The organism is [Enterobacter] lignolyticus SCF1, from assembly GCF_000164865.1.
In the GTDB taxonomy this organism is placed as follows: Bacteria; Pseudomonadota; Gammaproteobacteria; order Enterobacterales; family Enterobacteriaceae; genus Enterobacter_B; species Enterobacter_B lignolyticus.
The window spans coordinates 267,161-278,976 of the sequence record NC_014618.1; the positions used below are offsets into that span (position 1 = coordinate 267,161).

An 11,816-nucleotide genomic window follows, 5' to 3' on the forward strand; every position below is an offset into this window, starting at 1 on the left:
GATTAAACAGGCTGCACGCCAGCGCTCAGCAGCGCGTTTTCAAACTTATCGAGGAAAATCTCCAGCTCGTCGTTGCTGATAAGCAGCGACGGCAGCAGACGCAGCACGCAGCCGCCACGGCCGCCGCGCTCGAGGATCAGGCCTGCTTCGAAGCATTTTTTCTGCAGCAGCGCGGACAGCTCGCCGTCCGCCGGGTAGCAGCCCATGTGATCCTGCGCTTCCTGCGGCTTAACGATTTCAATACCGATCATTAAGCCCAGGCCGCGTACGTGGCCAATCACCGGGAAACGTTTTTGCATTTCAGCCAGTTTGCCTTTCAGCCATTCGCCCTGTGCGGCGACTTTATCGGCAATGCGGTCCTCTTTGAGGATCTTAAGCGTGGTGAGGCCAGTCGCCATCGCCAGCTGGTTGCCGCGGAACGTACCGGTGTGATGACCCGGCGCCCAGGCGTCGAACTGTTTTTTAATGCCCAGTACCGCCAGCGGTAAACCGCCGCCGACCGCTTTGGACATCACGATGATGTCCGGCTCGATCCCGGCGTGTTCGAAGGCGAACAGCTTGCCGGTACGGGCGAAGCCTGCCTGAACTTCGTCAAGAATCAGCAGAATGCCGTGTTCTTGGGTCACTTTACGGATGCGCTGCAGCCACTCGACCGGCGCCGGGTTCACGCCGCCTTCGCCCTGTACGGCTTCCAGAATAACGGCAGCCGGTTTACGCACGCCGCTTTCCACGTCGTTGATCAGGTTTTCGAAGTAGTAGGTCAGCGCTTTTACGCCGGCTTCGCCGCCGATGCCCAGCGGGCAGCGGTACTGGTGCGGGTAAGGCATAAACTGCACTTCCGGCATCATGCCGTTAACCGCTTCTTTCGGCGACAGGTTGCCGGTCACGGAGAGCGCGCCATGCGTCATCCCGTGATAGCCGCCGGAGAAGCTGATCACGCCGGAACGGCCGGTCACTTTTTTCGCCAGCTTCAGCGCCGCTTCAACGGCGTCCGCGCCGGAAGGCCCGGTGAACTGCAGGCAATATTCTTTGCCCTGACCCGGCAGCAGAGAGAGCAGATAAGCGGAAAACTCATCTTTTAACGGCGTGGTCAGGTCAAGCGTATGTAACGGTAAGCCACTGGTAATGACGCTTTGGATGCTTTGAATCACATCAGGATGATTATGGCCCAGCGCCAGGGTGCCGGCGCCCGCAAGACAGTCAAGATATTGTTTACCTTCGACATCGGTTATCCAGACGCCCATCGCTTTAGCGATCGCCAGCGGCAATTTACGCGGGTAGCTTCTGACGTTGGACTCAAACTCAGCTTGTCTGGCTAAAAAGGTCTCATTGCTTTGCGGTAATGAATTAGCAGTCAAAGAATCAATACGGACTTTATCCGTCATCATATCTCTCCTACAACCTGGAATCCTTTTAACTCCGGGTTGAATAAGGGTTAAGGGGGGTAAAAAAACGCGGCTAATATATGCGTTTTCAGCAGCGGACTCAATCTTTTATTTTGTGTGGGCTTTTATGTCATTTTCTTTAAAAATCAATGACAAAGTGATGTTTGCGTGCGGTGAGATAACCGTATGAATTGTAACCAATTACTGTTACAGGGCGAGTGCTGGCTGAAATGTGTACAACGTCATGATAAGACTCAGTTTTTAATATTTACGGTTTTCTTATGTTATTAGAAGGTTATTTAAAGCAAACTTCGCCAGCAGCTTGTCATTAAATAATGAGATTTTCCATTGGCTTATCGTAAATGTTGAGGAAAATATCGATCCTGCGGATTAAATCACTTACTATGCCCGCCTTAAAAATCCCAAAACGAAAAAAGGAAGTCACTATTTAGCTATTCATGCGCATCACACCCGGTAACCCGTGAGCGGCAACACAGGTTATCGACAACGGGAGCTGAATCCTGGGTTTTAAGCAGAAATGTTCGCGGGCGGACGTTTCGTAAGGTGAAGAGCACTTCCCTTATGCCGAAATGAAAATTTTCATGCCATATGAGTATGGCGCCCTGATATGAGATTGTTATGACTCGCATTTATCCACACATCATCGTTGCCAAATTTGGCGGCACCAGCGTCGCTGATTTTGACGCGATGAGCCGTAGCGCCACCCTCGTCCTTGCTGATAAAAACGTTCGCCTGGTGGTACTGTCTGCCTCCGCTGGCGTCACTAATCTGTTAGTCGAACTCGCTTCCGGTCTGGAAGGCCCTGTCCGGCTGGACAAAATTGAAACCCTGCGTACCCTGCAATACAACATCATTTCACGTCTGAAGCAGCCCGACGCCATTGGTCAGGAGATCGATCGTCTGCTCGACAACATTAGCCGTCTGGCCGAAATGGCGGCTGATTCCTGCTCAGCCGCGCTGTGCGATGAGTTAGTGAGCCACGGCGAGCTGATGTCTTCCCTGCTGTTTGTCGAAGTATTGCGCGAGCAAGACGTAGAAACGCAGTGGTTTGATGCCCGTAAAGTCATTCGCACCAATGATACGTTTGGCTGCGCGGTACCGGCGACAAGCGCCATTGCAGAGCTGGCGGAAAAACGTTTACGCCCGCGCATTGAACAGGCGCTGGTGGTGACGCAGGGCTTCATCGGCAGCGACGCGACCGGGCAAACCACGACGCTTGGCCGCGGCGGCAGTGATTACACCGCCTCCCTGCTGGCGGAGGCGCTGCACGCCTCACGTGTGGATATCTGGACCGATGTCGCCGGGATTTATACCACCGACCCGCGGATCGTCGCCCAGGCGAAACGGATTGATAACCTCTCGTTTTCCGAAGCCCGGGAAATGGCGACCTTTGGCGCCAAAGTGCTCCATCCGGCCACGCTGCTGCCTGCGATGCGCAAAAATATTCCGGTGTTTGTCGGCGCCAGCGGCAATCCGTCAGCGGGCGGAACGCTGGTTTGCCGCGACGTGCTGGAGCCGTCGCGCTATCGCGCGCTGGCCGTGCGCCGTCGGCAGACGCTGTTAAAATTATCCAGCGTCAAAGCGCAGCCCGCGCACCGCTTTCTGGCTGACACCTTTGGGATTTTGTCACGCCACGATATGGCGCTCGATCTGGTCACCACGTCGGAAACCAGCATTGCGCTGATTCTTGACTCGACCAGCTCTACCTCAGGCGAGGCCGATACGCTGACCACCGCGCTGCTCACCGAGCTGTCGTCGCACTGCCATGTTGAGGTCGAGACCGGTCTGGCGCTGGTTTCGCTGATTGGCAACGCGCTTGCTCAGGCGACGGCGGTGTGCCAGGAGGTCTTTGCCGAGCTGGAGCAACACGCTGTGCGTATGATTTGCCACGGCGCATCCAGCCACAATCTCTGCTTCCTGCTTCCGGCGGAATCCGCTGACAGCGCGGTCAAAGCGCTACACCGCCGCCTGTTAGAATAACGGCGATTGCCCTGAGCGCGAACGCTCAGGGCGTGCCAACGTTGGTTGGTTTGCCCTGCATTTACCTGTAGCCGCCTATATTAATGACATGTGTTGTGGTGATTAATGTAGAGATAATGGAATGAGTAGTCGTTTTGTGGCGGTCTGGGTGCTGGGATATGCGCTGTTGTGGACATTTGCCACCGTGTTGCTTGATCCGACGGTGCCTTATGATGCCGTTGAGGCCCTGAACTGGGCGCAGAATGCGGACTGGGGCTCCCCGAAAAACCCCTGGCTGGTAGGGATGGCGATGCGGCCTGCGCTGTGGCTGCCCGTGTCGCTGAGCGTGTACTGGTACGCCAGCCATTTTCTGGCGATAGCCGTCGGGATGGCGGGCGTCTGGGTCCTCGCCCGAACCCTGAGCGGCAGCGACCGGCTGGCCTGGCTTGCGCTGCTGACGCTCAACCTTTCCGGCCTCATCAACTTCGATATTATCAGCTACAACGATAATTACCTGCTGGTGATGCTGTGGCCGTGGATGATGCTGTGCTTTTATCTCGCCATTACGCGTCATGCTAACTGGTGGCTGGCGTTCGCCGCCGTTGCCGGGCTGGCGGCCATGGCGAAGTATTCTACGCTGGCGTTTGTCGGCTTTGTCTTTTTGTCGACGCTGGCGGTGCCGCGTATCCGCTCGTGCTACCGACAGCCCGCGTTTTATGCCGCTCTGCTGCTGGGGCTGCTGCTGATTCTGCCCAACCTTATCTGGCTGTGGCAGCACGATTTCGCCGCCTTTAGCTGGGTCGACTCGCAGATCAAAAACCGCTTTAACCCGGAACTGTTCAGTAAGGCCTTCACCGTCTTTTACCCCCTGCTGATTCTGTGGTGGATCCTGCATCGGCAGGGCATTCGCCTCGTGCTCCCGCAGTCGTGGGCGCTGCGGGTCATGCTGGCGGTCTATCTGCTGCCCCTGATGATAATTTTCGCCTGGTTTTTATTTCATCAGGGCGGCCGCCTCACGGAGTGGCTGCAGCCGTTCTTTATCCTGACGCCCGCGCTGCTGGTCAGCTGCGCCAGCCGCCATCCTGAACAGCTTTCGCGCGGCGTCTGTGCTTCGCTGTTCGGCGCGGCGGGACTGGTGCTGGCGGGGTATATCGGCGTGCTGTGGGGGAACGTGGCGAACGCGGGCCAGGATAAAAGCAATATCATTCCGTTCAGCCAGCTGTTGGACCAGCAGTGGCAGGCGCGCTACGGTACGCCGTTGCGCTACGTCGGTGGGGAATACTGGTCGCAGTGGCTGACCTTTTATGCGCCGTCTCGCCCGCTGACGATAACGCCATGGGATAACGACGCGCGGCCTAACGTTTACAACGTGCATATTACGCAGGCGCAAATTCAGCAGCAGGGGGCGCTGCTGGTCGGGCGGTTGGGGACAGCCTGCGAGCAGGAGACATTTCGCGCAGCGTTAACGCCCTGGCCGGATCTACGGATCGACGATGTTCGCCAGATGATGTTCCAGGAAGACAGCGTGAAGCCGCTTCGTCCGCTGTGTATCGCCTTTGTGAAACCGGCAGAGGCGTAGCCGGCGCACAGCGCGTCGGTCTGACCGCCGCAGCGGCCAGACCGACGGCGGTCAGTTCAGCCCGAGGAAGTACTGGGCGATTTTGAAGTAGATAATCAGCCCGGTGCCGTCGATAAGCGTGGCGATAAACGGCGCCGAGACGACCGCCGGATCGATCCCCACGCGTTTTAGCACCATCGGGATGACCGACGATACCACCGCGCTCCACAGCGTAATGCACACCAGCGTCAGGCTGACGATAAGCGTAATGTCGGCGCCGATACCCATCATCCAGGCGCGTACGCAGCCCGCAAGACCGAGCGTCAGCGCGATAAGCAGCGACGTCGACACCTCTTTGCGGATAACCCGCCCCATATCGCGCAGCCGCACTTCTCCCAGCGCCATTGCGCGCACCAGCGTTGAGGTTATCTGCGTGCCGCTGTTGCCGCCGGTGCCGATCAGCAGCGGGATGAAGAAGGCCAGCGCGATGGCCGATTCCAGCGACGCCTCAAAATGCTGAATTACGCTGCTGGTGTAGGCTTCCGCCACAAACAGCAGCAGCAGCCAGACCGAACGCTTTTTCCACAGCGTCAGCGGGCTGGTTTCCAGGTAGGGCTTTTCCAGCGGCAGCGTAGCGCCCTGGCGCTGCACGTCTTCGGTAACGTCGTCCTCCAGCAGGTGGGCTATCTCTTTTTCCATCAGGCAGCCGACCAGCACGTCGCGTTCGACAACGGGCACGAGGTCAAGCTCGCGCTCCGCCAGCTGTAAGACGACCTGCTGGCGCTCGTCGTCCGGCTTGACGCGAAAGAGGCTGCCGTCCATCAGATAGCGGATGGGCTGCCCCGGGTCGCTTTCCTGGAGCAATTTTTTTATTGATAAAATACCGCGCAGCTTCTCCCCGGCGACGACAAATACGTGGCCGGGGATGTCGTCGGTGCGTAGCTGAGAGATAAAGGTCTCTCGCGCCTCATGTACGCTCAGATGGTCGGCCAGGGTGATGAAGTCGGTACGCATGTACTGGGCGATGGCGTCGCCATCAAACGCGGCGTTCGCCTGGTGGGCGGCGCATAGCTGGAGCTGTGACATAGATATATTTCCCTATAGAAATATCTCATAGGGGCGAACAAGACAGGAATAGCGAAAGCGGATCCCTACGTCCTGGTTTTAGCACTGTACAACGTATCTCACGGCGGGTTACGCCGTCAGAAGTTACCTTGGCAACACCTTGATTCGATGGATGCCTGTATTTCCCTGTGTGGTCTCTCTCGATACCATCAGGGCGGTAACTTATATTTGTACAGGAGCCTCGCCATAACGAGATCGTTAACATGAGCCGCCAGTATAGGGTGATAGACGCTTTCGGCGAGCGTCCCGGGTCGTTGGTTTATCAATCGTTGATAAACTGCACGGCAAATCGGGGAAAAATAAGGAGAAACCGACTCTTTTGTTGAGCTAAGTCACATATTTTAGCGCGCAGCGTTTGTCATCCCTGGTGAAAGAGGGATATTCGTAACATGAAAACAAAATTAAATACTGACATATTAGTAATGGCATCATAAAAAACTGCTTTATTGTCTCCCGTTGACCTTTTGTTAAGGTTATTAGCCGGTTTTTCATATGGCGCATTTCAGATGCGGTTTTTCCGTCGTATGCCGGGTTGTACCTCGAATAGCTAAGCGTGCTAACTTGTTGAAATGGGGCTAAAATGTGTTTTTGGTCCATCGTATTTCTTTATTCTTAAGACTATCCTAAGCTAGTTGCGATAATTTGCGTTGCGTTAAGCTCGTTTGAAAAGTAAGGTCCTCCAGACATTTTATTTTTACTTCGTTTAACTCTGTGGGCGCAGGATAGTTGCGGAATAAGATCCTAAAAAAACAGGGTAAGGAAAAATATGAGTGAATTTTTGCCCTTCTCCCGCCCTTCGATGGGTGAGGAAGAATTCGCTGCGCTGAAAGAGGTGCTGCAGTCCGGGTGGATTACCACCGGTCCGAAGAACCAGCAGCTGGAAGAGGCGTTCTGCGCCCTGACCGGCAACCGCCACGCGATAGCAGTCAGCTCAGCCACCGGCGGGATGCATGTCACCCTGATGGCGCTGAATATTGGGCCGGGCGATGAGGTTATCTCGCCGTCGCTGACCTGGGTTTCCACCCTCAATATGATCGAGCTGCTGGGCGCCCGACCGGTGATGATCGATATCGACCGCGACACGCTGATGGTCACCCCGGAGGCTATCGAAGCCGCTATCACCCCGCGCACGAAAGCGATTATTCCCGTGCACTATGCCGGCGCGCCTGCGCAGATCGACGCGATCCGCGCCATTGGCGAGCGTCACGGCATTCCGGTTATCGAAGACGCTGCGCATGCGGCGGGCACTTACTACAAAGGCCATCACGTCGGCGGGCAGGGGACGGCGATTTTCTCGTTCCACGCCATTAAAAACATGACCTGCGCCGAAGGCGGGCTTATCGTCACCGATAACGACGAGCTGGCGAACCGCATCCGCAGCCTGAAGTTCCACGGTCTGGGCGTCGATGCCTACGATCGCCAGACGCACGGCCGCGCGCCGCAGGCGGAGGTGATTTCCCCGGGCTTTAAATACAACCTCGCAGACATCAACGCCGCGCTGGCGCTGGTGCAGCTGAAGAAGCTGCCGCAGGCCAACCAGCGCCGCGGCGAAATCGCGCAGCGCTACCTGAAAGAGCTGGCGGATACGCCGTTTCAGCCACTGTCGCTGCCGGCCTGGCCGCATCAGCATGCCTGGCATCTGTTTATCATCCGCGTGGATGAAGAACGCTGCGGCATCAGCCGCGATGCGCTGATGGAGCAGCTGAAAGCCCAGGGGATTGGCACCGGTCTGCACTTCCGCGCCGCCCATACGCAAAAGTATTACCGCGAACGCTATCCGGACCTGGATCTGCCCAACACTGAGTGGAACAGCGCCCGCATTTGCTCATTACCGCTTTTCCCGGACATGACCGATGACGATGTGACTCGCGTTGTTTCCGCACTCCATAAGCTTGCAGGTCGTTGATATGTTTGAATCTCCTAAGATCGAGAAAGTATCGATTGTTATTCCGGTGTTTAACGAACAGGACAGCCTGCCTGAGCTTATTCGCCGCACCGACGCCGCGTGCGCCACTCTGAACCGGGATTACGAAATCCTGCTGGTGGACGACGGCAGCAGCGACGAATCCGCGCGCATGCTCTGCGATGCCGCAGAGGAGCCGGGCAGCCACGTGGTGGCCGTACTGCTCAACCGTAACTACGGCCAGCATTCGGCGATCATGGCCGGGTTCAGCCACGTTACCGGCGACCTGATCATTACCCTCGACGCCGACTTGCAAAACCCGCCGGAAGAGATCCCCCGCCTGGTGGAAAAAGCCGATGAAGGCTACGACGTCGTCGGCACCGTGCGTCAGAACCGTCAGGACAGTGTGTTCCGTAAAACCGCGTCGAAGATGATCAACCGCCTGATTCAGCGCACCACCGGTAAAGCGATGGGCGACTACGGCTGCATGCTGCGCGCTTACCGCCGCCACATCGTGGAAGCGATGCTGAACTGCCACGAGCGCAGCACCTTTATCCCGATTCTGGCGAATACCTTCGCCCGCCGCGCGGTAGAGATCCCGGTGATGCACGCCGAGCGTGAGTTTGGCGACTCCAAATACAGCTTCATGCGTCTTATCAACCTGATGTACGACCTGGTGACCTGCCTGACGACCACGCCGCTGCGCCTGCTGAGCGTTGTGGGCAGCGTTATCGCCGTGCTGGGCTTTGCCTTCTCAATCATGCTGGTCGTACTGCGACTGGCGTTCGGCCCCCAGTGGGCGGGCGACGGCGTCTTTATGCTGTTTGCCATTCTGTTTATGTTTATCGGCGCGCAGTTCGTCGGTATGGGGCTTCTGGGCGAATATATTGGTCGTATTTACAACGACGTACGTGCCCGTCCCCGCTACTTTATTCAACGTGTTGTTCGCCAGGAATCCCTGGCTTCTGAAGAGGAAAATCGTTCATGAAAGCTGTTGTATTCGCCTATCACGACATGGGCTGCACAGGTATACAGGCCCTGCTGGACGCTGGATATGACATCGCGGCGATCTTTACTCACCCGGACAACAGCGGCGAGAACCATTTCTTTGGTTCCGTAGCGCGTCTGGCGGCCGAGCAAGGAATTACCGTTTATGCCCCGGAAGATGTTAACCACCCGCTGTGGGTCGATCGTATTCGCGCTATGGCGCCGGACGTCATTTTCTCTTTCTACTACCGTAATCTGCTGAGCGACGACGTTCTCAGCACCGCGCGCCACGGCGCGTTCAACCTGCACGGCTCCCTGCTGCCGAAATACCGCGGCCGCGCGCCGCTGAACTGGGTGCTGGTGAACGGTGAAAAAGAGACCGGCGTTACGCTGCACCGGATGGTGAACCGCGCCGACGCGGGCAACATCGTGGCGCAGGAAGTGGTCGCTATCGACGATAACGATGTGGCGATGACCCTGCATCGTAAGCTGTGCGCCGCGGCGCAGACCGTGCTGCGCGACGCGCTGCCGGCGATCCGCGACGGTAAGACCAAAGAAACCGCTCAGGACGACAGCCAGGCCACTTACGTCGGCCGCCGCACGCCGGAAGACGGTCGTCTGGAGTGGGAAAAATCCGCCGAGCAGCTGCACAACCTGGTTCGCGCGGTGAGCGATCCGTGGCCGGGCGCGTTTGGTTTCGTAGGCACCAACAAGTTTATCGTCTGGAAATCCCGCGTGCGCCATGACCTGGCCGCGGCGAAACCGGGGACCGTGCTGTCCGTTGCGCCGCTGACGATTGCCTGCGGCAAAGGCGCGCTGGAAATCGTGACCGGCCAGAGCGAAAACGGCGTCTACATGCAGGGCGCTCAGCTGGCGCAGGCGCTGGGCCTGGTTGGCGGCGCGCTGCTGAGCAGCCGCCCGTTCGTGGCGGTTAAGCGTCGCACCCGCGTGCTGATTCTCGGCGTAAACGGCTTTATCGGCAACCACCTGACCGAACGCCTGCTGGCCGACGACAACTACGAAATCTACGGTCTGGATATCGGCTCTGACGCCATCAGCCGTTTCCTCAACAGCCCGCGCTTCCATTTCGTGGAAGGGGATATCAGCATTCACTCCGAGTGGATCGAGTATCACATCAAGAAATGTGACGTCGTTCTGCCGCTGGTGGCGATCGCGACCCCAATCGAATATACCCGCAACCCGCTGCGCGTGTTTGAGCTGGATTTCGAAGAAAACCTGAAAATCATCCGCGACTGCGTGAAGTACAACAAGCGCATCATTTTCCCGTCCACCTCTGAAGTGTACGGCATGTGCACCGACAACAGCTTCGATGAAGACACCTCGAACCTGGTCGTTGGGCCGATCAACAAGCAGCGCTGGATCTACTCGGTGTCCAAACAGCTGATGGACCGCGTAATTTGGGCCTATGGCGACAAAGCGGACCTGAAGTTCACCCTGTTCCGTCCGTTTAACTGGATGGGGCCGCGTCTGGACAACCTCAACGCCGCGCGTATCGGCAGCTCCCGTGCGATCACCCAGCTTATCCTCAACCTGGTTGAAGGTTCGCCGATCAAGCTCATCGAAGGCGGCAAGCAGAAGCGCTGCTTCACCGATATCTCTGACGGTATCGAAGCGCTGTTCCGCATCATCGAGAACAAAGACGGCCGCTGCGACGGGCAGATCATCAACATCGGTAACCCGGACAACGAAGCGAGCATCAAAGAGCTGGCTGAAATGCTGCTGGAATGCTTCGAGCGTCATCCGCTGCGCAACAACTTCCCGCCGTTCGCCGGTTTCCGCGAAGTGGAAAGCAGCGACTACTACGGTAAAGGCTACCAGGACGTTGAGCACCGTAAGCCGAGCATTCGCAACGCTAAACGCTGCCTCGACTGGGAACCGACTGTTGAAATGCAGCAGACCGTTGAAGAAACGCTGGACTTCTTCCTGCGCACCGTTGAGCTGTCGGATAGCGCTAAATGATGAGAAAAGTTGGCTTACGCGTTGATGTGGACACCTTTCGCGGCACCCGCGAAGGCGTTCCGCGCCTGCTGGAGACCCTTCGCCGGCACGACATTCAGGCCAGCTTTTTTTTCAGCGTCGGACCGGACAACATGGGGCGCCATCTCTGGCGCCTTATCAAGCCGAAGTTCCTGTGGAAGATGCTGCGCTCGCGCGCGGCATCGCTCTACGGTTGGGATATTCTGCTGGCCGGCACCGCTTGGCCCGGCAGAAACATTGGCTTTGCCAACGCCGATATTATTCGCAATACGGCGAAGGTGCATGAAGTCGGTCTGCATGCCTGGGATCATCACCGCTGGCAGATGTGGAGCGGCGTGTGGGATCAGGCGCAGCTGGAAAAGGAAATTGAGCGCGGTTTGCAGGCGCTGGAAACCATTACCGGCAGCGGCGTTACCTGCTCGGCGGTAGCGGGCTGGCGCGCCGATCAGCGCGTCGTGAAGGCGAAAGAGCGCTTCGGTTTCCTGTACAACAGCGACTGTCGCGGTACGCGTCCATTCCTGCCGAAGCTTGGCGAGGGTGTGACGGGCACCGTACAGATCCCGGTGACCTTACCAACCTGGGATGAAGTCGTAGGCAATAAAGTCAGTGTAGAGGATTTCAACGATTATCTGATTGATTGTATTCATAAAGATAACGGTGTGCCGGTCTACACGATCCATGCGGAAGTAGAAGGGATTATCGGCGCGGATCAGTTTGATGCCCTGCTGAGCCAGGCGGCTCGCGAAGGCATTACGTTTTGCCCGCTTAGTCAGCTGCTCCCTGAAGATTTCAGCACCCTGCCTGTCGGCAAAGTGGTGCGTGGCGAACTGGCTGGCCGTGAAGGCTGGCTTGGACAGGAACAACTGTTGGGCTAAGGTCT

The 11,816-nt window shown here is 57.3% G+C and carries 8 protein-coding genes and 1 riboswitch; of the genes, 6 read left to right on the forward strand and 2 right to left on the reverse strand.

All coding sequences use genetic code 11. The features are described 5' to 3' along the window. Positions 1–2: 2 nt before the first annotated feature. Positions 3–1,388 (reverse strand): diaminobutyrate--2-oxoglutarate transaminase, encoded by a 1,386-nt coding sequence (locus ENTCL_RS01220; RefSeq protein WP_044611865.1) that lies wholly within the window; start codon positions 1,386–1,388, stop codon positions 3–5. 636 nt (positions 1,389–2,024) lie between these two features. On the opposite strand from ENTCL_RS01220, the gene lysC reads away from it, so the two are divergent. Together lysC and ENTCL_RS01230 are read left to right on the forward strand one after the other, a co-directional pair. Further along, the gene (lysC, locus tag ENTCL_RS01225) at positions 2,025–3,386 is read left to right on the forward strand and encodes a lysine-sensitive aspartokinase 3 (protein WP_013364301.1); all 1,362 of its coding nucleotides are present in this window, start codon (positions 2,025–2,027) and stop codon (positions 3,384–3,386) included. A 121-nt stretch (positions 3,387–3,507) separates the two neighbouring features. Further along, positions 3,508–4,944, forward strand: a complete 1,437-nt coding sequence (locus ENTCL_RS01230; RefSeq protein WP_013364302.1) for a glycosyltransferase family 39 protein — start codon at positions 3,508–3,510, stop codon at positions 4,942–4,944. A 51-nt stretch (positions 4,945–4,995) separates the two neighbouring features. On the opposite strand, the gene ENTCL_RS01235 is transcribed toward ENTCL_RS01230, so the two are convergent. Next, positions 4,996–6,009, reverse strand: a complete 1,014-nt coding sequence (locus ENTCL_RS01235) for a magnesium transporter (RefSeq protein ID WP_013364303.1) — start codon at positions 6,007–6,009, stop codon at positions 4,996–4,998. A gap of 56 nt (positions 6,010–6,065) precedes the next feature. After that, positions 6,066–6,249, reverse strand: a riboswitch (M-box (ykoK) riboswitch). Positions 6,250–6,814: 565 nt separating this feature from the next. Between ENTCL_RS01235 and arnB the strand changes: the two genes are divergently transcribed. The 4 genes from arnB to arnD are packed head-to-tail and all read left to right on the forward strand — an operon-like array spanning position 6,815 to position 11,811. Beyond that, positions 6,815–7,954, forward strand: a complete 1,140-nt coding sequence (arnB, locus tag ENTCL_RS01240) for a UDP-4-amino-4-deoxy-L-arabinose aminotransferase (protein ID WP_013364304.1) — start codon at positions 6,815–6,817, stop codon at positions 7,952–7,954. Between the two features lies 1 nt (position 7,955). Beyond that, positions 7,956–8,939 carry an undecaprenyl-phosphate 4-deoxy-4-formamido-L-arabinose transferase gene (gene arnC, locus ENTCL_RS01245; protein WP_013364305.1) on the forward strand — a complete coding sequence of 328 codons (984 nt, stop codon included), beginning with the start codon at positions 7,956–7,958 and terminating at the stop codon, positions 8,937–8,939. After that, a complete protein-coding gene (arnA, locus tag ENTCL_RS01250) occupies positions 8,936–10,918 on the forward strand; it encodes a bifunctional UDP-4-amino-4-deoxy-L-arabinose formyltransferase/UDP-glucuronic acid oxidase ArnA (RefSeq protein WP_013364306.1) in 1,983 nt (660 codons plus the stop codon). Before arnC ends, arnA begins: the two co-directional genes overlap by 4 nt. Beyond that, entirely contained in the window at positions 10,918–11,811 is an 894-nt protein-coding gene (gene arnD / locus ENTCL_RS01255) for a 4-deoxy-4-formamido-L-arabinose-phosphoundecaprenol deformylase (protein ID WP_044612049.1), read from the forward strand. Before arnA ends, arnD begins: the two co-directional genes overlap by 1 nt. Positions 11,812–11,816 lie beyond the last annotated feature (5 nt).

What these genes read in the sequence shown, in the direction of transcription:
- arnC (WP_013364305.1), top strand. Translation starts at nt 7,956, where the DNA reads ATGTTTGAATCTCCTAAGATCGAGAAAGTATCGATTGTTATTCCGGTG.
- lysC (WP_013364301.1), top strand. Translation starts at nt 2,025, where the DNA reads ATGACTCGCATTTATCCACACATCATCGTTGCCAAATTTGGCGGCACC.
- arnD (WP_044612049.1), top strand. Translation starts at nt 10,918, where the DNA reads ATGAGAAAAGTTGGCTTACGCGTTGATGTGGACACCTTTCGCGGCACC.
- ENTCL_RS01235 (WP_013364303.1), bottom strand. Translation starts at nt 6,009, where the DNA reads ATGTCACAGCTCCAGCTATGCGCCGCCCACCAGGCGAACGCCGCGTTT.
- arnB (WP_013364304.1), top strand. Translation starts at nt 6,815, where the DNA reads ATGAGTGAATTTTTGCCCTTCTCCCGCCCTTCGATGGGTGAGGAAGAA.
- ENTCL_RS01230 (WP_013364302.1), top strand. Translation starts at nt 3,508, where the DNA reads ATGAGTAGTCGTTTTGTGGCGGTCTGGGTGCTGGGATATGCGCTGTTG.
- ENTCL_RS01220 (WP_044611865.1), bottom strand. Translation starts at nt 1,388, where the DNA reads ATGATGACGGATAAAGTCCGTATTGATTCTTTGACTGCTAATTCATTA.
- arnA (WP_013364306.1), top strand. Translation starts at nt 8,936, where the DNA reads ATGAAAGCTGTTGTATTCGCCTATCACGACATGGGCTGCACAGGTATA.